General features: G+C 66.7%; 23 protein-coding genes and 1 pseudogene. 8 read left to right on the top strand and 16 right to left on the bottom strand.

What is annotated here, in order from left to right:
• Positions 1-229, top strand: a 229-nt coding sequence (locus OG568_RS61170) for a hypothetical protein (RefSeq protein WP_329538552.1), incomplete at its 5' end; no start/stop codon positions are given.
• 138 nt (positions 230-367) lie between these two features.
• Here OG568_RS61170 and OG568_RS61165 read toward each other — a convergent pair.
• Positions 368-739 (bottom strand): fic family toxin-antitoxin system, toxin component, encoded by a 372-nt coding sequence (locus OG568_RS61165; protein WP_329538551.1) that lies wholly within the window; start codon positions 737-739, stop codon positions 368-370.
• Entirely contained in the window at positions 736-1,032 is a 297-nt protein-coding gene (locus OG568_RS61160; protein WP_266944094.1) for a hypothetical protein, read from the bottom strand. The genes OG568_RS61165 and OG568_RS61160 overlap by 4 nt, the downstream gene beginning before the upstream one ends.
• A gap of 373 nt (positions 1,033-1,405) precedes the next feature.
• Between OG568_RS61160 and OG568_RS61155 the strand changes: the two genes are divergently transcribed.
• Positions 1,406-1,828 carry a hypothetical protein gene (locus OG568_RS61155; RefSeq protein WP_329538550.1) on the top strand — a complete coding sequence of 141 codons (423 nt, stop codon included), beginning with the start codon at positions 1,406-1,408 and terminating at the stop codon, positions 1,826-1,828.
• Between the two features lie 141 nt (positions 1,829-1,969).
• Here the strand turns inward: OG568_RS61155 and OG568_RS61150 are convergent, their stop codons facing one another.
• From OG568_RS61150 to OG568_RS61130, 5 genes are all read right to left on the bottom strand, one after another.
• On the bottom strand, positions 1,970-2,533 hold the full coding sequence (locus OG568_RS61150) for a hypothetical protein (RefSeq protein ID WP_329538549.1): 564 nt from the start codon (positions 2,531-2,533) through the stop codon (positions 1,970-1,972).
• Between the two features lie 117 nt (positions 2,534-2,650).
• Positions 2,651-2,917: a hypothetical protein gene (locus OG568_RS61145; RefSeq protein WP_329538548.1), complete on the bottom strand. Its 267-nt coding sequence runs from the start codon at positions 2,915-2,917 to the stop codon at positions 2,651-2,653.
• A gap of 245 nt (positions 2,918-3,162) precedes the next feature.
• On the bottom strand, positions 3,163-4,155 hold the full coding sequence (locus OG568_RS61140; protein WP_329538546.1) for a hypothetical protein: 993 nt from the start codon (positions 4,153-4,155) through the stop codon (positions 3,163-3,165).
• A gap of 211 nt (positions 4,156-4,366) precedes the next feature.
• On the bottom strand, positions 4,367-5,218 hold the full coding sequence (locus tag OG568_RS61135; protein ID WP_329538358.1) for an IS5 family transposase: 852 nt from the start codon (positions 5,216-5,218) through the stop codon (positions 4,367-4,369).
• A gap of 123 nt (positions 5,219-5,341) precedes the next feature.
• The gene (locus tag OG568_RS61130; RefSeq protein ID WP_443078016.1) at positions 5,342-5,686 is read right to left on the bottom strand and encodes a hypothetical protein; all 345 of its coding nucleotides are present in this window, start codon (positions 5,684-5,686) and stop codon (positions 5,342-5,344) included.
• Between the two features lie 68 nt (positions 5,687-5,754).
• Here OG568_RS61130 and OG568_RS61125 point away from each other — a divergent pair.
• Both OG568_RS61125 and OG568_RS61120 read left to right on the top strand, forming a co-directional pair.
• Positions 5,755-6,974 (top strand): IS3 family transposase gene (locus OG568_RS61125; protein WP_329538545.1). Its coding sequence is split into 2 segments (ribosomal slippage): positions 5,755-6,010 and positions 6,010-6,974, totalling 1,221 coding nucleotides; the frame shifts between segments, so codons are not numbered across the junction.
• A gap of 158 nt (positions 6,975-7,132) precedes the next feature.
• Complete coding sequence (locus OG568_RS61120; RefSeq protein WP_266438375.1) at positions 7,133-7,336, top strand: hypothetical protein; 204 nt, start codon at positions 7,133-7,135, stop codon at positions 7,334-7,336.
• Between the two features lie 107 nt (positions 7,337-7,443).
• Here OG568_RS61120 and OG568_RS61115 read toward each other — a convergent pair whose 3' ends face one another.
• On the bottom strand, positions 7,444-7,632 hold the full coding sequence (locus tag OG568_RS61115) for a hypothetical protein (protein ID WP_329538544.1): 189 nt from the start codon (positions 7,630-7,632) through the stop codon (positions 7,444-7,446).
• Between the two features lie 405 nt (positions 7,633-8,037).
• Between OG568_RS61115 and OG568_RS61110 the strand changes: the two genes are divergently transcribed.
• Positions 8,038-8,565: a DinB family protein gene (locus tag OG568_RS61110; protein WP_266438370.1), complete on the top strand. Its 528-nt coding sequence runs from the start codon at positions 8,038-8,040 to the stop codon at positions 8,563-8,565.
• A 53-nt stretch (positions 8,566-8,618) separates the two neighbouring features.
• On the opposite strand, the pseudogene OG568_RS61105 reads toward OG568_RS61110, so the two are convergent.
• Positions 8,619-8,780: pseudogene (locus OG568_RS61105) on the bottom strand (VIT1/CCC1 transporter family protein); the annotation flags it as partial.
• Between OG568_RS61105 and OG568_RS62085 the strand changes: the two are divergent.
• Positions 8,716-9,201 (top strand): SpoIIE family protein phosphatase, encoded by a 486-nt coding sequence (locus OG568_RS62085; RefSeq protein WP_443078023.1) that lies wholly within the window; start codon positions 8,716-8,718, stop codon positions 9,199-9,201. The pseudogene OG568_RS61105 and the gene OG568_RS62085 sit on opposite strands and share 65 nt — an antisense overlap.
• On the opposite strand, the gene OG568_RS61095 is transcribed toward OG568_RS62085, so the two are convergent.
• Complete coding sequence (locus OG568_RS61095; protein ID WP_266438360.1) at positions 9,198-10,307, bottom strand: glycosyltransferase family 4 protein; 1,110 nt, start codon at positions 10,305-10,307, stop codon at positions 9,198-9,200. The genes OG568_RS62085 and OG568_RS61095 overlap by 4 nt on opposite strands.
• Before the next feature lie 151 nt (positions 10,308-10,458).
• Between OG568_RS61095 and OG568_RS61090 the strand changes: the two genes are divergently transcribed.
• Positions 10,459-11,670, top strand: a complete 1,212-nt coding sequence (locus OG568_RS61090; protein ID WP_329538542.1) for an IS4 family transposase — start codon at positions 10,459-10,461, stop codon at positions 11,668-11,670.
• 255 nt (positions 11,671-11,925) lie between these two features.
• Here OG568_RS61090 and OG568_RS61085 read toward each other — a convergent pair whose 3' ends face one another.
• The 3 genes from OG568_RS61085 to OG568_RS61075 are packed head-to-tail and all read right to left on the bottom strand — an operon-like array spanning position 11,926 to position 14,026.
• A complete protein-coding gene (locus tag OG568_RS61085; RefSeq protein ID WP_329538540.1) occupies positions 11,926-13,230 on the bottom strand; it encodes a hypothetical protein in 1,305 nt (434 codons plus the stop codon).
• Positions 13,231-13,282: 52 nt separating this feature from the next.
• Positions 13,283-13,852: a UDP binding domain-containing protein gene (locus tag OG568_RS61080; RefSeq protein WP_329538539.1), complete on the bottom strand. Its 570-nt coding sequence runs from the start codon at positions 13,850-13,852 to the stop codon at positions 13,283-13,285.
• Positions 13,853-13,876: 24 nt separating this feature from the next.
• Positions 13,877-14,026, bottom strand: coding sequence for a hypothetical protein (locus OG568_RS61075; protein WP_329538538.1), 150 nt, complete (start codon positions 14,024-14,026; stop codon positions 13,877-13,879).
• Positions 14,027-14,116: 90 nt separating this feature from the next.
• Here OG568_RS61075 and OG568_RS61070 point away from each other — a divergent pair, with 90 nt between their 5' ends.
• Complete coding sequence (locus OG568_RS61070; RefSeq protein WP_329538537.1) at positions 14,117-14,395, top strand: hypothetical protein; 279 nt, start codon at positions 14,117-14,119, stop codon at positions 14,393-14,395.
• Between the two features lie 76 nt (positions 14,396-14,471).
• Here OG568_RS61070 and OG568_RS61065 read toward each other — a convergent pair whose 3' ends face one another.
• The 3 genes from OG568_RS61065 to OG568_RS61055 form a co-directional block, all read right to left on the bottom strand.
• A complete protein-coding gene (locus tag OG568_RS61065; protein WP_329538536.1) occupies positions 14,472-15,071 on the bottom strand; it encodes a transposase family protein in 600 nt (199 codons plus the stop codon).
• A gap of 47 nt (positions 15,072-15,118) precedes the next feature.
• Positions 15,119-16,282 (bottom strand): ISAs1 family transposase, encoded by a 1,164-nt coding sequence (locus OG568_RS61060; RefSeq protein WP_329538532.1) that lies wholly within the window; start codon positions 16,280-16,282, stop codon positions 15,119-15,121.
• A 417-nt stretch (positions 16,283-16,699) separates the two neighbouring features.
• The gene (locus OG568_RS61055; RefSeq protein ID WP_329538535.1) at positions 16,700-17,869 is read right to left on the bottom strand and encodes a hypothetical protein; all 1,170 of its coding nucleotides are present in this window, start codon (positions 17,867-17,869) and stop codon (positions 16,700-16,702) included.
• Between the last annotated feature and the right edge of the window lie 527 nt (positions 17,870-18,396).

The raw sequence follows: 18,396 nt of genomic DNA, 5'->3' as shown, positions 1-18,396 counted from the left end.
CACGCAGGCTCTGAAGGCCGTACCCGACCTGCAGACCTGGCTGCGCGAGCGCCGGCAGCACGTGGTCAATACGCTTCACGACCGCGACGGGATGTCGTACACCGACATGGCTCCCCACCTTCAGTGCACCCCCCAGCGAGTCAGCAACATCGCCAGCGGCCACAGCCGCTCAGGGGGCAAGACACGACGCGGCCAGGCCACCGAAACCAAACCGGCAGAGGCGCTGTAGTCGGCCGCGGAGCGGGAAGCATCGATCCGTCGCCCGGGCCCGCACCCACGCGTCAACTCCTGTACGGCCTGGCCATCGTTCGCCGTCGACCAGCGGGCGCGGATATCCCGCCCACGCGGTCACCGTCCCGGGGTGCTGTCAGTCCGTGGCCCAGGCGCGGAGTTGGGCGGCGACTTCCTGAACTCGGGCGCCCTTGTGCTTGGCGCGCATGACGAGCGCGAGGGCTTCCTCCGGCTCGTAGTGCATGTAGTGGTCGTTCGTGTTGAGGAACACCTCAGCGAGCAGCCACGCGAAGAACGGGTTCTTGTCTTCCAGGGGCTCGTGCAAGGCGATGGACTCGAGCATGGCCGCGGCTTTGAGCCAGTCGCTGGAGTAAACGTCCTGCCCCATGTAGTGGGCCTGGACCCGGGCACAGACGCCGTCGAGGACCCCCAGGTCGAGACAGGCGGGGTCGCCGGGAAGAGTCTGGGCGATCTGCAAAAGCTCTTGCGAGGTGAGGTAGCGGGTCACGCAGCGTGGCCGTGCGGCTGGTGCAGGTCGCGGCTACTCATCGGCGCCGGGTCGGGCCAAGCCTCGGTGTCGTCGCCAGCAGCGCTCGTGTCCTGAGTCCCAAAAACTTCGGAGAGGTGCGCAACGCGGTCACGGGCCTTGCCGAGGGCCTTGAGGAACGGGTCCGCGGCTGCGGCGAGCGCGGCATCGCGGACGAAGACCTCGGGGGTCTTGCCGACAAGCTGGGCGGCCTGTTCGACGCGTGCGTACTGCTCCGGGTCGAACCCGGACACCGGGGCACCGTTCTGGTCCATATGAGGGGCGGTATCAGCGTGTACGCCTTCAGGCCGAGAGTCCGTCATCCCGCCTCCCGGCGGCCGCCGGGTCGCTATGCAGCAGCAGCGGTGGCTGACTCCGTGGTGAGTGCCGAGCGCTTTCCTCCGGAGCTCACCACGGAGCGGCCGTCGCCCTCAAAAAATGCGCTCCGCTGGCCGGTGTCCAGCCTGGCGTGGTGAGACGGCGAGTCTCCCTAGCCGGATCCCAGTTCGCCGCGGAAGCCAGAGCGGGGCGGAGAAGCGGCCACGCCACCAAGAAGGGGCGAGCCACGGTCCTTGATCGCGGTGCGAGCCGCCGGCAGGAGGTTGCCATTGCTCTGGAGTGTCAGAGGCGGGAACTACTCTCGCTCGTATGACCGACGCCCCCGCATCCGACCCGTTCGACTTCCCGTCAGACCTGATCAAGGCACAGAAGGACGCGGCCGACGCCCACGCGAAGCTGCGCCGCTTCCAGGCCTCGTTGCCGTGGTCGCGCGAACCGCATGACGGGTGGGAGGCGCCGGAACCGGCACACGGCGGCGTCCTGCACGGCTATCAGTCGTCACGCCCGGCCACCAAGGGATGGACGCAGGCGGAGACAGCCGAGTACGCCCGGCTGTGGGAACAGTGGCGAGAGACCGCCGCTCGCGTGTACACGCACCGGTACTGGCAGAGCCATCGCGGCGAGGACGCCATCAAGGCCCGCCAGGCCCTCAAGCAGGAACCCGGCGCGCAGCCCGTCCTGGAAGTCGAGGCCTCCAAGCCAGGCCAGGACGATTTCGCCGCTACTGGCTGACTCCGGCGCCTATTGGACGGCGCGTTGTTCGTACACCAGCACAGGCACCGCGTGTGTAGGCTCGCATTCGGAATGGCCCGTTCCGCCGTGATGACCTGGGCCTTCTCTGCTGTCTCATTCGAGGGACACGGCACGTCTGTCTCACGATCTTGGCCCTTCGGCGCTGCCCTCGAACTCCTCGGAGGGTTCGGGGCCGCTGTCTACCTCCGGGCTTGCCAGGAACGACTCCAGGTCTTGGAACTGGTCGACACACACTGGGTATCCAAGCCCTGTGCGCGGGAGGGGCTGCCCCTTCTTCTTCCCACCCTGGTAGAAGCCCTTTGCGTACTCGTCTCGGGCTTCCTCCACCATGTCCGCGAACTTGAGTGGCTCGGCCCAGGTGATGAGGGCAGCCTCGGGCATAACGGTCTCAAGCACACGAAGCCCATCGCGCTCGGCGAGAACGGTCGTGGGCGCTTCGTGCAGCTGAACGAGCACCATGATCGCTTGGCCGCTCCTCGTAGACGCTGCCTGCACCAACCCCTCGGCTGACTTCCGAGGGTTCGCCGGCTGGTACCGGATCCAGCCGTACTCTTCGCTTGAGGTCTTGACCTGGGTCACCAGGACACGGCCGTTCTTCTCGAAGACGAGATCGAAGTGCTTCGTTCTGCTACCGATCTTGCCCTCGATGAGCTTCCAGCCGCGGTCCTCCATGTAGAGCTGCACGCGGCCTTCGCCAACGTCTCCAGTGCTCAAGTCAGTTATCTCCACTACCCGTTGAGTGAGTGACCGTTGGTGGAAGTCTGGCAGGCCGCTCTGAAGGCCAGGCTGACGTCTCACGGCCTACGCAGTGGGCTCGTCAAGCGGGATCGGCGCGAACCGTAGGTAGGCGAGTGCTTTGTCGTCCGAGATCTTGTACTGAGGCCAGTGGCGGCCGTCGGGATCCTCTGCCGTCTCCAGGTCGTGGATCGCACGGACGGCTTTGTTGGCTCCGTCGGTTCGGCAGTCGCGGGCCAGGTGGCCCCACGAGGGGTAAGGCACGTACTCCTCGGCGGCGGCGCTTTCCTCGTCCGTCATCACCAGGATCTCTGCAATGTTGGCGGTAGCCACGAGCGCACGGAGGCGGTGCCTTCTGCGAAACGGTGACGCCTGGCGTCCTCCTTGGCGCGGCGCAGTGCTACGCGGGCCAGGTCGATGGCAGGCCCGGGCTGGGAGGGAACACTCACGTGCGATCGGTTTCCGACAGGTCAAGGGCAACAACAGCAGCGGCAACCGGTCCCGACCAGGAACGGATCCGGGGCGTGCACATGCGTCAACAGCCAGGCTAGCGACGCAAACTGACTTACCGGCGCCCCTCATGCGGCCCGCTGCGGCAGGCGGCCCGCTGCGACCCGCACACGCAGGACTTGCAGCTGCCCGAGCTTGCGCTCCAGCAGGTGCTGGGCTGTGCGCCGCCGTGCATCATCGGCTGCCGCCTGGGCGGCCTGCCGCCCGCGGGGACGGTGCCGCAGGACCGTGTCGTACACGGCGTCGGCCTCGGCCTCGGCTTCCGCGCTCGACAACAGCCGCCGCAACGCGCTTGCCCGGCGCTCGTCCCGGATCCGCTCGGCCACCTCCCGACCCGTGAAAGCCGCCAGAGCCTCACCGGTGCGGCGGCTCACGTCGGTGATCAGCGCCCGGGTATCAGTCTCACAGCGCTCCGTGAGCGCAGCGACCTGCGCCGGATCATCCAGGTCCGCCCGGACCGCGATCGCCAAGTCGACCGCCTCACGCACCAGATGGTCCGTGCGCCGCCGGTAGGCGCAGTCCGGGCACAGACCTGCGGCGCCCGGCAGCCCGCACTCCGAGCACGCCGCCGACCGCCGCTGCAGCTCAGCGGCCTCCTCGGCCTCACGCCGCCGCGCGACGGCAGCCAGCCGCCCCTTGACCTCGGCCGCGGCACGGGCGTGCCGGGCCCGGGTCCGGTCCGCCTCGAGCACGGTGTGCTGGCGCAGCCGCTCCTCGTAGACGGCCCGCAGCCGGGCGGAACCGGTGCCGGCGAGATCCGCGTCGACCTCGGCCTGAATCCGAGCCCGCACGGCACGGAGATCCGCCTTCACGGCGGCACATCCCGGGCAGTCGCCGCGCGTGTCGAGCCGAATCCCGTCATCGCAACGGCGGTCCGGGCAGGCCTGCCGCTGGACCAGGCCGCGACGGAGCAGCCAGCCCATCGGATCGCGGACCAGGGCCTCGCCGCCAGCTTCCCCCAGCCGGTCGGCGAGACGGTCGGCCAGCAACTGCGGCGCAGACTGCGGGTCGACGATCCCGGACAGCAGGTCCAGCGCCTGCAGGGCAGACCGGCCAGCCACGGCCTGCTGTCCGCGGCTGAGCTTGGCCCACAGATCCGCGACCGGGGCCAGCGCGACCCGCAGCCGAACATCCGACAGGGCAGCAACCCCCCGCTCTTGGTGCTGTCGTCCACGGCCACAGCCCACGACCGTCAGGCGAGAATGGCCAGCAGTGGCCCGAGCCGCTGTCTGCCTTTCGCCACCCGGGGACTTAGACCGACCGGCAAATGGATCACTTGAGGCGTCGGGTGGTGGGGCGGCCGTCCCAGCGATAGCGGCTCGTCGAGCGTCGGATGAGCATGCGGAGCGTGACGAAAGCGGCGGCGAGGTAGAGGTAGAAGTCCACGGCGCTGCCGTCCTTCTCGGTGCAGCGCCGCAGCTTGCCGTAGCCGTTCATCCACGAGTGTGAACGCTCGACCACCCACCGCTTGCCGGCCTGGATCGGTGCGGGCACGCCCTTGCGGGCGATCTCGCCGGTGAAGCCGAACTCGTCGAGCAAGGCACGGGTCCTGGCGCTGTCGTAGCCGCGGTCGAGATTGATGTTCACTTGCTCTGGGAGCGCTCCTACCTGGGCTTTCGTTGCTCCGAGGGTGGGGCCGAGGAGCGGTGAGTCGTGCCGGTTGGCGCCTGCGGAGACGATCCCGAGAGGGACCCCGGCCGCGTCGGAGGCCACCGATCGCTTCAGCCCCTGCTTGCCCCGGTCGACCGGGGAGCGTCCGGCTTTCTCGCCACCCGAGGGAGCTTTCGTGATGCAGCCGTCCACGGAGATCTCGGCCAGTCCGAGGCCGATCATCCGGTCGTACGCCTGGAGCGCCAGGGCGTGGACCTGCTCTGATATGCCCATCTGTGACCAGAGTTTGACGCGGCGTCGGATGGTGCGGTCCGAGCAGCCCTGACTGGCGATCCGCTCGTATCCGGTGCCGTGGACCAGGGCCCGCACGATGTGCTCGAAGACGATCCGGTCCGGGACCCGGCGACGGTGACAGCCCAGCGGGTGAGTCGGCGCATAGTCATCGCGCGCGGGCAGCAGGGCGGCGAACTGGTCCCACAGGGGTTCGAGCAGGCAAGATGGCACAGCAGGCACGGGCCCTCCGGTGATCACTGAGCGTAGAGAACTCCATGATCACTCAGGCCCGTGCCTGTCTCGTGCCCAGAGCGACCAGCCACCGGCAGGCATCACCAATTGCCGGTTTGTCTTAGCTTGAAATTAAAGGTTTCCCCTCGGTTCTTCGGGTCGAGGGGTGTCCTTTTTGTGCTGGTGTTTGCCGACGGGGTGTCGGGGGGCGGGGCTGGTGGTGGTGCCCCGTGGGCGGCCTGGGCCGGGGTGGGTGGCTTTCGGCGGTTTCGCGGGTGTGCCCAGGATCTTGCGGATGCGGGGATAGCCGCGGCGGACCCGGCCGGGAGTGAGCTGATCCGATGTGAGTGGCTTCTCCCAGGGCCGGCGCAGATCGCCGGTGAGGGTGCGGGCGAGTCGGAGCTGGGTGTAGGCGGCGAGGATCAGCCAGACCCAGCGGTCGGCCTGAGCGGGGTGACGCAGGCGGGGGCGGGTCATCCTGAGGCGACCCCTGTGGTGTGGACACTCTGACAATGGATCTTGCAGATCCGAGGGAAGGTGTCCTGGTGGGACGTAGGTCTCCGTATCCGGTGGAGTTCAGGAACGATGCCGTCGCGCTGTACCGCGCGGCGGGCGGGAAGCGCACGTACGCGGCGGTCGCGGCGGATGTCGGGGTGACCGGCGAGACCCTGCGGAGCTGGGTGCGCCAGGCCGACGAGCACGCGGGCCGTGATCACAGCAGCGGCGAGCAGAGCGCGGAGAGCCGGAACGAGGAACTGGCCCGGCTGCGCGCGGAGAACGGCCGGCTCCGCAAGGCAGAGAAGGAATGGGAACTCGAGCGGGAGATCCTGCGCCGGGCAGCCGCCTATTTCGCGAAGGAGATGAAGTGAAGACCCACCGCTGGGACTTCGTCTCCGCCCACGCGGAAGTCTTCGGCGTTCAGCGGATATGCCGGGTCCTGCAGGTCTCGCGCTCGGGCTACTACCGGTGGCTCGCCGGTGCGAAGGTCCGTCGAGAGCGGCAGGCCGCCGACGACGCCCTGCTCGTGGAGATCCGGGAGATCCATACCGAGCACAAGGGCACCTACGGAGTCCGGCGCATCCATGCCGAGCTGCGTGGCTTCGGGCACACCATCAACCGCAAGCGCGTCGAGCGCCTGATGCGCCGGCACGGTATCGAGGGCCGGCACCTGCGGCGCCGCAAGCGCACCACGGTCCCCGACCGGCTTGCACCACCGGCCCCGGATCTCGTCCAACGCAACTTCTCCGCCAGACAGTTGAACGAGAAGTGGTGCGGCGACATCACATACGTCCCGGTCGGCGGGACATGGCTGTATCTCGCCTGCGTCATCGACATCTGTTCACGCCGGGTGCTCGGCTGGTCGATGGCCACGCACATGCGCACGGAACTGGTCATCGACGCCCTGGAGATGGCCGTGGCGACCCGCGGCGGCCACGTGGGCGGGGTGATCTTCCATGCGGACAGGGGCTCGCAGTACACGTCGGCCGCGTTCGCGCAGGTCTGCAACGGTTTCGGGATCCACAGGAGCATGGGCCGGGTCGGCTCGAGCTACGACAACGCCCTCGCCGAGTCGTTCTGGCAGGGACTCAAGAGGGAGACGATGTACCAGAGGCTGTTCTCCACGATGCCTCAGGCGAGGCTGGAGATCTTCCAGTGGCTCACCTACTACAACGCCCGCAGGCGCCACAGCGCCCTCAACTACCTCTCGCCAGTCGAATTCGAACAACAACAGCAGAGAGCACGTAAACTCACACTCGCAGCATGAACCCCCGTGTCCACACTCCGGGGGACACCTCAATCCGCCCTGTCTCCGATCTTGGACTCCCTGCCGTCGCGGTTACCAGGCCTGCGCGTATCCCGCTGACTGGCCGTGCTCGTGGTGCGTACCCGGGGCGGTGCAGTCAGCCGGGAAGGACCTATGCCGTGATCGCTGTTGCTGTTTTGCTGCTGCCTTTGCTGGGGCTTTTGCTGTACGGCATGGACCGCGTCGAGGGCCGTCTCACCGCCAAGCCGCCAGAGCCGCGTCATGCCGGCGGCCGCCGCCTGCGGTTGATTCCCGGCGGCCGGCAGCACACCGCTCACCATGCGGCACGCCGACAGCACGAACAGCAGACCCGGGCGGCTTGACCCCGTCCACATCCGCCGCTCAGCGCGTTCCGTAGGGGTGCGAAAGTGTCGACGATCCGCACCGTGACCTGTGGATTCGATGTTCAGAATCCCGGGAGCGTTGATCGCTAGGTGTCTCGCTGTCCGTGATCGTGGCTGTCGACCTGCTTCGTGGGCTTGTCATCTGCAGGGGGCGGTGGTGGTGAGGGGAACAGGAGGTCTTCGAAGAGGTCCAGCGCCAGCATCAGGAGCAGGAGCATTTCCGGCACAAGCAGAGCCAGCACGACCACGATGCCTCCCGACGAAGCGGTGATCACGGGAACGGCGCGACGGCAGAAGGTCCAGTGTCAGTGTGGGCTGAACGGGTGAGGGCCGCATGCGCGAGGCGAGGGCGTGTAAGCCGTTCGGGTGACCTCTGTCCGGCGTCGGCCTGCTCGCGCAGGTACTGCCACAACGTCGCGCGCAGCACCGCGGGCTCACCGACCACGTTGGCCGGGTTATCCATCGGCTGCTCAGCTTGCCCGCCCACGCCTGAGGGTCCCGCCGGTGCATCTCCCTTTTCGGCTGGTGTTCGTGGCGTGCTGGTGAGCGCGGACGATGGTGGAGTCGATCTGGACCGGCCAGTCGATGCCACTGGGTGGCCTTGGGAGGCGATGATTACGTGTGTTCGTCGCCAGCGAAGACGGCCGTAAGGTCACAGCGGCTCCTGCGAGGGTGTGTCCATGAACACGACACCGGATGGACGACCTATCCCGCCGGCGCATGCTGACGAGCGCGCCATGCTGGAAGCGTGGCTGGATTTTCACCGTGCGACTCTCGCGCTGAAGTGTTCGGGCCTGAAAGATGATCAGTTACGACTGGCCGCAGCGGCACCGTCGTCGATGACGCTGCTGGGCCTCGTTCAGCATCTGGCTGAGGTGGAGCGCAACTGGTTCCAGCGTGTATTCGCAGGCCAGGACCTGCCGCCGGTCTTCGGGGAGAGCAACCTCGACGGCTTTGCCCTTCTGCCGGACCGGGCAATCGACGAGGTGATGGCTGTCTGGCAAGCGGAGGTCGCCCGGGGCCGTGAGCTGATCGCTGACGCATCGCTGGACGACTCCGGCCGCCTGTCTGAACAGGAAGCGGGTCACGTCGGTGATCAGGGAGTCTCGCTGCGCTGGATCATGGTGCACATGATCGAGGAATACGCACGTCACAACGGTCATGCCGATTTCATCCGTGAGCGGATCGACGGAGTTACCGGCGCATGAGACGTGCTTGCGCGGTCACGAGGACCGGGCAAGCGGCGTGTCTGCCTCTCAGCTGGTGGCGGCCTGCTTTCACATCGCTCCAGCGCCAGGGCGGCCTTCTCGGAGTCCAGTTGGGTGGAGACCGAGACGCACTCGCCCGCCACCATCGACATGGACCCGGCCAGCAGCCCCGCCGTGAGCAGCACGGAGCGGTCGTCCGTGGCGCCGGCCACGCCGGTCGGCTTGGGCGGTGAGCACCCTGCGGTCAGCGAGCACCAACTCCAGCGCGGCGACCGCGTGCTGTGCTACACCGACGGCGTGATCGAGGAGCGGGATGCCCACGGAGAGCTGTTCGGAGGAACGACTCATCCACTGCGTCAACGCCATCGAGCACGCACACGCAGAAGGAGGAACGAGGGCAGGGGCACTGAGGCTCTCCCACGCTCTGAAGCGGGAGCGCGCAGGGCGCACCAGCGACGACGTTCCAGGGTGGCCCTCAGACCCTGTGGACCGCTCTGGAAACCGCCGCCCTGGCCTGGCGAGCGCGGCGAGGTCGAGGGCGATGATGCCGGGGTCGGAAGGCGGCGTAGTAGGGCGCGGTGGACGCGAACAGTTCGTCGGGCGTGTACGAGGCCGGTCTCGAAACATCGGGGTTAGGAGGTGACGCGGAGCGTCAGGTCGCGAAGTTGGCGGCCGGTGGTAGCGATGTCGTATCGGCGCGCGTTATTGACAGCCGCCTTGTTCAGGGTCTTGCGCTGGTGGAAGTCCCGGCCCATCTCGTCTAGGGCCAAGGCCAGCGAGCGCGGGTCGCCAGGAGTGTAGGGGAGGCCGGCGCTCCCGAGGATTTCCCTTACACCGGGAAGATCGGAGTAGATAACCGGAAGTCCGTGGGCTTGGGCCTCAATGAGGACGAGCCCGAAAGCCTCCAGACCCCTGGTTGTGAAGACGAAGGCGTCGAAGTTCGGCAGGCGGCGCCACAGTTCGGTGCGGGGCAGGAACGGATCAAAATGAACCCGGTCCCGGAGCCCGAGTTCGATAGCCCGCTGTTCCAGATGCTCCCGTAGGATTCCTTCGCCGATCACGGTCAAGTGGTGCGGCTGATCGGTTGAAGCGAGGGCTTCGACGGCGGTGATCGTGGATTTGTTGTCGTCCAGACGACCGGCGTGCACCAGAGACAGCGGTCCGGTTCCAGTAGGTGGTTGATCGCGTACCCGGGCATCGCTCAAAGGGATACCCCACGGGATGACGGTGAGTCGATCGGTGAATCGGCGTCGGGTGAGGCGGTCGATGCGGTCGGCGAGGGCGGAGGTCGGGGCGACGATTGCGGTGCTTGCGACAGCAACTTCATTCATGACCTCGCGTTCCGATGCGCTGCGCTCGGCCACCATCACGTCGGGGCCGTGGGCGATGGCGATGATCGGGATGTTGCCAGCAGCTCGGGTGAAGGCCAGGCTGAGAGCGAACCCGAGGTACTGGGCGTGAATGGCATTCGGCTGGATCTTCTTGATGAGCGCACCGACCTCACGCGTCAACTCGTCAACGTAAGGGTCGAAGTCCGGGCCGTGAGGGCGTTTCGTCGTGGAGAGGGTGATCAGCTGATCAAACGCAGCCTTCCAATCCTGATCGACCGGTGCCCTGCCCAGGAAGGTCGTATGGATTTCAGGCATCGCGCCGTAGAGATCGTTGACGAGGATCATACTCCCGGACGAAGGCACGGCAGTGCGGTTGATGCCGGTCAAGATGTTCAGGAATTTGGTGGTCATGCGGAGACTCTATTCATCGATAACCGTTGGGGGGAATCAGAGATCGGGCTTCCAGGGCCAACTCGAATCGTGAATCATCGGTGGTGTTCTGCATCTCGTGCTGACGGCAACGTCGCTCGGGTAGCTGAAGATCGTCTACGATCTCGATCTTGTGCCGAAGGATCACATAGCTGGTGAGACGTACCCGGAGCGGATCCGGATGGGGTTGCTGTCGCGGACCTTCACGCCCGAGTTGGTCGACTTCGTGGTCGATGAGGCCGGGGCCCGTGAGGAGCGAACGAAGTCGCTGCCCGCCCGGCTGATGGTGTACTTCGTGCTCACGATGTGGCTGTTCACCGGGAGTGGGTACGGCCTGGTGCTGCGGGAGTTGGTGGAGCACTGGCCGCGCCGGGCCGCTGAGGGCTGGCGGCCGGCACGCACGGGGTCGCTGACCGAGGCCCGTCAGCGGCTGGGGCCAGGCCCCTTGCGGTTGCTGTTCGACCGGGTGGCCGGGGTCAGCGGGAGTGCGGCCACGCCCGGGGCGTTCTGGTGCGGGCTGCGGCTGACCTCGCTGGACGGCTCGCTGTTCGACGTGCCCGCCAGCAAGGCCAACGCCGCGGCCTACGGCCGGTCCGCCAACGGTCATCGGCCCGGACCGTTCCCGCAGGTGCGGCTGCTCGCGCTGGTCGAGTGCGGCACCAAGGCGATGATCGGCGCGGCCTTCGACTCCTTCGCGGTGGGCGAGCGGACCCTGGCCAGGCGCCTGCTGGTCCACCTGCGCGCCGGGATGCTCCTGATGGCCGACCGGGGCTTTCCCGCCTTCGTCCTGTGGCAGGCGGCGACGCGGACCGGGGCTCAACTGCTGTGGCGCTGCTCGGATTCCTTCACCCTGCCCGTCGATCGGGTTCTGCACGACGGCACCTATCTCTCCCACCTCAACGGACCGCATGGGAAACGGATCACGGTGCGGGTGGTCGAGTACACGGTGACCACCTCGACCCTGGACGAGTCCGGTGTCAGCGAGGAGACCTCCGAGCTGTTCTGCTTGATCACCACGTTGCTCGAACCTCAGGCGGTACCCGCCGCCGAGCTCGCGGAGCTCTACACCTCGCGCTGGACCAGCGAAACGATCTTCAAGCACATCAAGATCGAGCAACGGGGCGGACGCACCGCGACCCTGCGCTCGAACAGCCCGGCCATGGTCGAGCAGGAACTGTGGGCCATGCTCTGCGTCTACCAGGCGATCCACCACCTGACGGTCGAGACCGCCACCCATGCCCAACTCCCCGTCTCCCACATCAGTTTCAAGCAGACCCTCGCCGCCGCCCGACGTTCCGTCGGCGCGGACTTTTCCCCCTCGCCAACTGGCCGCCAAGGCCCGTGACGTCCAGGACGACCTGGCCCGCGAGGCCGTCAAGCCCCGCCCCGGACGCGCCGCACCCCGCGCCACCAAACGCAGCACCGCCGGCTACCGCACCGTGAAACCCGACGAGCCGGCCACAACCCGCGTCATCCACACCGTCGGCCTACGCCTCTTCCCCGAAGAGCGACGCCCCGCGCCACCCGCCGACACCACGAGCCAACGGATCACGCCACCAGGCATGCCGTCACCTCGACGTCGAGAGATGGCCACTGCAGCCTAAACGAGCGACGTTGCGTGCTGACGGGGTGGCGCCCACCACGACGCCAGGTGGGGCGTGAAGACGGCCGTGACCTCCTCGGCCGGATGTAAATAGCCCTTGCTGTCCTGTTCTGCTGTCCATACCCTGACTGACGATCGGGGGTAGACGGGATTTATTCCAATCTCTCCCTTGGGGAGGATTCCATTGAAGGGGGTGGGTATTCCCTCACTGTTCCAGTAGTCCCATGCCTCAAGAGCCTTGGCTTTCTCGAAGCAGTGGTACAACTGCCGATAGCGGGGCATGCACCGGATCTCGCGGAAGATCATCTGGCCGATCAGTCCGGGCGCGGCTTTCTGGATCGTACTGAGATCAGCGCCCTGGAAGGTGACCGATGTCGCGTCCTGGGATGGGTGCAGCGCGGTCCGGGTGAACAGGTGGGACAGTCGTCGCCGGACGTACTCGGCGACTCCCGGGCCGAGAGCCGGTTCTATGCCTTCGATGAGCTGGACGAGCCGGTGATGGCGCGGATTGAAACGGGTCAGGTCGAACAACTGGTCCATGCCGTCCACGGCGGCGAAGGCGAGTCGTTTGTAGAGCCAGTTGTTCAGCTCTCCTGCCTGGGCGTAGGTCTTGGTCTCCGGAGTAGCGGAGTGGAGCATCAGGTATTCGGACAGGACCTCGAAGTACAGGTAGCCGAGGAACGGCACGTGGGCCACAGCGGCGGACAACTGGTCGATGAACTCGGGTGCCGGAGTGGCATGGCCGGCGGCGTTGCGCAGGGCGACGTCGAGGAACACGGCTGCGGCGCGCAGCCCGGCCAGCACGGCGCGGTCGAGCTGGTCGTTCTCGGCCGGGGTGAGGAAGCTCTGGTAGCGCAGATAGGTACGCAGGTGGATGGCACCGAGATGCAGGTAGTCGACGCCCTTGGGCCGGATCGGGGCATCCGGGGTGACCTCGAAGATCATGGGCGTGATGGAGGGTTTCGTCCGCATCAGGTAGGCGCCGAGGTTGTGTGGGCGCAGTCCCTCGCGCTGACTGGCGAGAGGCGAGCAGTACAGGGCCCCGACCAGGCATCCGGTGGAGACGTGCAACTGCCGGCTGGTGCGGATGGCGTTGATGTCCTTGGTGGTGTGCAGCAGGTACATCGGCTTTCCGCTGGCGAGCGCTTCGGTCATGGCGTTGTGTCGTATCAGCCAGCCGTTGGGGGTTGAGCGTTCCAGGTGGTGGCGCCAGTCGCTCTCGCTTTCGGCCAGCGAGGCAGGAATTTGACGCTGCGCGGGCATGGTGTAGTCCGTGTGGGCGTGTTCCCATTCGTCGCGCAAGAGAACTCCTGGGGATGGAAGATCGGCAGCGGGGCGGGGGGATTTCGAGGATCTAAAGAGTTTCTACGTTCGGTCCGGAAAGGCGGTTTCGGCAGTCGAGAACGTAGGGCGCGTTCTTCTCGATCATCGCGAGGTCGAATCGGGTGTGGTCCATGAGAAGCACCACGGCATCGGAGGCCGTGATCTCCTCCGGGCTCGCATCCACCCGGGGCACATTCAGCTTGGTGTCGTCGCCGTCAGGGATGTTGGGGTCGGCGCCGCGGACCTCGGCGCCGAGGTTGATGAGAAGTTCGGCGACACGTGCCGAAGGTGAATTGCGAAGGTCGGTGGCGTTGTATTTGTAGGTCAGGCCGAGCAGCAGGATCCGGGACCCGTTGATGGTCATGCGGCGCTTGTCGAGTGCTTCCGCAAGACGCCGGACGACGTAGTCGGGCATGTGGCGGTTCACGTCGTCGGCGAGTTCCACGAATCGGAAAGGGACGCCGAGCGCCTGCTGGACCTTCCAGGAGAGGAACAACGGGTCGACGGGCAGGCAGTGCCCGCCGACTCCCGGCCCCGGGGTGAACCGCGTGAATCCGAAGGGCTTGGTCGCGGCGGCGTCGATCGCCTCCCAGATGTTCACGCCGAGGGAAGCGGCAGGGCTTGATCAAGTTCCGTGAGTGTCTGGGTTGTTGGTGATGCCCAGGATGGCGAGTGATCGTTCGGGTTCGTGGCGGATGGCGCGGGTGGTCTTGGCGATGTTGTCGGCTCCGAGGGTCTTCAGGGTGCCGATGGCGAGGTTGCGGATGGTGGCCATGGCGCGGGGTGCGGTGCCGGTGTGAATGGTCGAGGCGTCCTCGGCAAACGTGACATCTCTGATGTAGTGGGAGGAATTTTCGATTCCCCAGTGCCCGCGGATGGCGGCGGCGAGGTCGATGGGGCGGGTTTGATGGGCGGCGAGGCTGGTGACCGCGTAGACGTTCTCGCGGGTTTCGGGCCGGCCGGTGGGCTTGCGGCGGCGGTGGACCCGGATGGCGAGGTGGGCGTGGGGAAAGCGATGCCGCCGAGGTTGTCGGCGATAGCGCAGGTTTTGATCGAGCGGGACTCGCGGCGGCCGTGGGCGGTGGCGGAGGCGGTGTGCTGGACCTTGATCGAGGTCCAGGGCAGGGCGGCGAGCTGGGCGTAGGCGGTGGGCTGGTTGGTCTTGATGACGGCGATGTAGTGGGCCTTCTTCGTCTCGACCAGCCAGGTGATGTTGGCCTTCACCGAGTGGAGGGCATCGAAGGTGACGACGGTGTCGGCGAGGTCGAGCGGTGCCAGCAGGGTTTGAAGTGGCGCACTTCGTTGGTCTTCGCACCGACTTCGACCTGGGCAATCGTGGCGACGCGGTCGTGGGTGACCGCCGAGAGCAGGTGACGGCGCGGCGCGGCCAGGCGGGCTGAGCCCTTGAGGGCCTTGCCGTCCACGGCGATGACCTGCCGCGATCGGGTCTCGGGCACGTCCGCGGACGCGGTGATGCGGTGCCGGCCGGCCAGGTAGGCGCCCACAGCCTGGTCCAGGGCGTCGCCGTCAAGTGCCTGAAGGACGCGTCCGAGAGTGACCGGCTTGGGGCTGCGCCGCCAGCCGAGCAGGTGACGGCGTACTCCAAGGGATGCCAGCAGCGAGTTCGTGGCCCGCTCGCCGAACTCGGCGAGCTCGTCGATGCTCTTCGCGCCGCAGACAGCCGCGCAGGCACACACCAGCAAGATCGCCGTCAGCGAGTACCACCGGCCCCGGCGTGAGCGCGGATCCGGAACCGATTCAAGGTAGGGACGCAGGTCAGCGATCCGGTCCGCATCCAGCGGCCCCAGCTTCTCCAGCACGGCAGGGATAGGGCAGGGTCCCTTGCATGATCGAGGTCTGTCCGGATTCATCCGGTGAGGCCGAGGGCGGCCAGGGGCCTTCGCCAGTCGCGGGCGGTGTGACGTAGGGCAGCGGCGATGTTGGTGTGGCCGTCCTGGCGGTGGACGCCGATGGCGAGGTTGCGCAGGCCGGCCATGATGCGCGGGAGATGGCCGGCATGGATCTTGGAGTCGTCCTCGCGGAACGTGCGGTCGCGGACGTGGTGCAGAAGATTTTCGATCTTCCAGTGCCCTCTGATCCAGTCGGCGAGCTGGGCGCCGGTAGCCGCGCCGGGCGGCAGGCTGGTGATCAGGTAGACGCGCTCGATGGTGAGCTTGCCGGTGGTGAAGTCCGCCCTCCAGCGCACGACTTGCAGGGCCTGGCGTGCGTCGGGGTAGTCGAGGTGGGCGAAGGCGGCGGTCTTCAGCCGCCGGATCTCCAGGCGGTGGTGGGCCCGGGTGCGGTCGTAGTGGTCGAGCGTGATCTCGCGCCAGGGCAGGCGGCGGACGCGGTCGAAGAGACCGGGATGGTTGGCCTTGACCTGGGCGATGTAGTGGGCACCGCGCTCGCGGAGGTAGGTGCCGTGAGCGTGCTGGGTGTGCAGGGCGTCGGCGGTGATGACCGTGCCGGTCAGGTCGACGCTGTCCAGCAGGGGCCGGAAGGCGGGGATCTCGTTGCTCTTGTCAGCGACCTGGCGCTGGGCCAGGACGTGACCGGTGTGGTCCATCGCGGCGAGCAGGGTGACGTGCCCGGTGACGTGGGTGCGCGAGCCGCGCAGGGCCTTGCCGTCAACGGCGACCGCCCGCAGTCCGGGGCCGGCCGGGGTGGCGCGGGCGGTGAGGAAGTCGCCGATCGCCCGGTCCAGGGCGTCGCCGTCAAGTTGGACGAGCAGACGGCGCAGGGTGTGGGGGTGCGGGACGGACACGGTGCCGGAGAGCGGGTCGGTGGGGAAGCCGAGAACCCGGCAGGCCCACGCGGGGACGTCGCTGATCCATTCCGTGATCGCGGTGAGCGAGCGGGCACCGGCCAGGACGCTCGCCGCGGCCGCGGCGACCAGAGCGGACAACCGGTAGCGGCGGCCACGGACGCCTCGCGGGTCAGGCACCAGATCCAGGAAGCCGGACAGTGCGACCGCGTCCGCCAGCGGGACCGGCGCGGCAGTCCGGCCCAATTGGGCCAGCGCGGTGGGCATGGGAGAAGATGCAGGAGCAGGCACGGACTCGCCAGGTGTTCATGGGACTTCGACACTCACATGATCACTGAGACCGTGCCTGCACTGCGTCCGCCCCCGCCCGAACCGGGATGTCCCCTCCAAGGACGGGCCAGCACGGCACTCCGGACGAAACGCGATCATGCAACGGCCCCTGAGGGATAGGGGAAGATGCAACAGCAGGCACGGGACATCCTCGTGATCATCTGGCTTCGACACCACAATGATCACGAACCCCCGTGCCTGCTCTGCTATCCGCCCCTACCAGCCTGATCGTCAACCCTCCACGCAAGCACGGAACTTGACGGAGCCCTGCCCTGACGAAAGATCGAGGTTAAACACGCATATTGATTCTCTGCGAGCCTTAAGCATCCCAACATCACTATGCCGGAGGCGACATCACCTTCGCGCATGCGTGGAGGCGTATGTCGGCTGGACTGAGTGGTAGACACCGGGAAATGGTTGTTGAGCAGGGCGCTGAATAGTTGGGGGGACTGCCGGAGGGTTCATCAGTTCGTCGGGGAACTGTGAGTTCCTGGCGACGTTGCGTAGTTCTTTCTCGGTGAGCGGGGAAATTGAACGGTAGCGGCGGTAGGTGTCGTCGTACGGCAGCTTCTGTGCCGAGCCTGTGTCAACGGCCCACATGTGTGCGCTGAGGAGGACCTCGTGGGCGGTGTGGTGGCCGTGCTCCACGAAAACGGCGAGGGCGGCCAGCCGGACGAGCTCGAGGTCGATTCCCTCCGTACCCTGATCTTTGGCCAGTTGGGCGATCTGAAGAAGGACCATGGCCGATCCAGACAACCCCGTAGTGACAAGTCCTCCGGTGGGCTCGGCATTCACGTGAATCTGGTTAGTGAGCCGAAGGGTGAGGAACTGCTCGCCCCTCCGCCACTCGACGTAAGAGGGACTGTCCGGGGATGACTGGAGCGAACCTCTTGACTCGGCCTCGGAAAGAGGCGGACACACCTCACTGAGCAGCTTGCGCTGCGGCACGACGGGTACTTTCTGACGATCGGCGCGGTGCTCTTCCAGGAGCTTTCGGCTCGAGAACTTCGTTAGTCTCTTGAACGCCTTGTTGCGCTCACCTGTGAGGAGAAAGCCCACGGTTTCTCTGAGGTTGCCGGAAAGCGCCACTTTCTCGAGGACCTTTAGGTTGCAACCCACGGCGCCCGCGTGATCCGCGTTGTCCTCACCGAACTTGGTGAGCCTGGCGGGATCGGTCTTGCGCACAAGGTTCCAGGCTGCCCAGGCCACCTTGCGCATCTGATGAGTGACCTCCGGGCGGTGGTTGATGATGTGACGCGCCAGAGCGGCGTCAAAGTACTCCGCCTCCCTCTGGTACGTAATCGCCGCGTTGTCGCAGGGCGAAGCATCACATGGTACGAAACGTTGCGCGTCGGGCTGTGGGAGCGGAGCGGGCGGACCCACCGGGTGGTGCGCGCTCATGGCTGCCAGCTCCCGCAACGCGGCCTGCTGCCGCAGCTGCATGTCTGCCTGACCCAATTCCCGCGACCGCTGGTCCGGCCGGGCGGGAGGCCACTGGGCGTGAATTCCGGAAGCGCCGTCCACGGGCTTTCCCTTCTCCGATACGTTGTCAACTTCGCTGTCTATCTTCCAGCCCCACCGCCACCGGATGACCGCCGCTCAGCACCGCTTCGAAATGACCCTCCGCTTCAGAATCTAGGACCACGTCACCGATAACACTGCTCTGCCCACCAAAGCCTGAACCACCACCCCCGGCCCGGCCGACCACACCCCGATACGCCCTCGGCCAACTCCCACGCAATAACGTGACAGCACCGTCTAGCGTTTCATGCGGAAGGCCCACGAGTTGGCGAACGCCAGGGGAGACGGCGGGCGCACATGCATTGGCGGGAAGAGTCCGATGCCGGCCAGCCCGGACGCCGCCTCGTTAGTTAGAGAAGCTGAATCATCGCAGGCCGAAATTACCCTTCCTTCATGAAGTGACCGACTGTCACCACGACACCGGGCGCCATGAATTCGTGAGCCTTGCGGAGTCCCGGGGTGACCACAGCAGTTTCTCCGCATCGGCTTCGGCCGACTCCCCGGAAACCTCCGTTAGGATTGGCCAAGTT

The organism is Streptomyces sp. NBC_01450, assembly GCF_036227505.1.
GTDB lineage: Bacteria > Actinomycetota > Actinomycetes > Streptomycetales > Streptomycetaceae > Streptomyces.
This window is presented reverse-complemented; position numbering and strand designations above follow the sequence as displayed.

Bases quoted from the DNA above. Each gene is read 5' to 3' on its own strand.
- OG568_RS61160 (WP_266944094.1), bottom strand. From the start codon at position 1,032: ATGGACCAGAACGGTGCCCCGGTGTCCGGGTTCGACCCGGAGCAGTAC.
- OG568_RS61155 (WP_329538550.1), top strand. From the start codon at position 1,406: ATGACCGACGCCCCCGCATCCGACCCGTTCGACTTCCCGTCAGACCTG.
- OG568_RS61130 (WP_443078016.1), bottom strand. From the start codon at position 5,686: ATGACCCGCCCCCGCCTGCGTCACCCCGCTCAGGCCGACCGCTGGGTC.
- OG568_RS61110 (WP_266438370.1), top strand. From the start codon at position 8,038: ATGAACACGACACCGGATGGACGACCTATCCCGCCGGCGCATGCTGAC.
- OG568_RS62085 (WP_443078023.1), top strand. From the start codon at position 8,716: ATGGACCCGGCCAGCAGCCCCGCCGTGAGCAGCACGGAGCGGTCGTCC.
- OG568_RS61095 (WP_266438360.1), bottom strand. From the start codon at position 10,307: ATGACCACCAAATTCCTGAACATCTTGACCGGCATCAACCGCACTGCC.
- OG568_RS61075 (WP_329538538.1), bottom strand. From the start codon at position 14,026: ATGGCCACCATCCGCAACCTCGCCATCGGCACCCTGAAGACCCTCGGA.
- OG568_RS61060 (WP_329538532.1), bottom strand. From the start codon at position 16,282: ATGCCCACCGCGCTGGCCCAATTGGGCCGGACTGCCGCGCCGGTCCCG.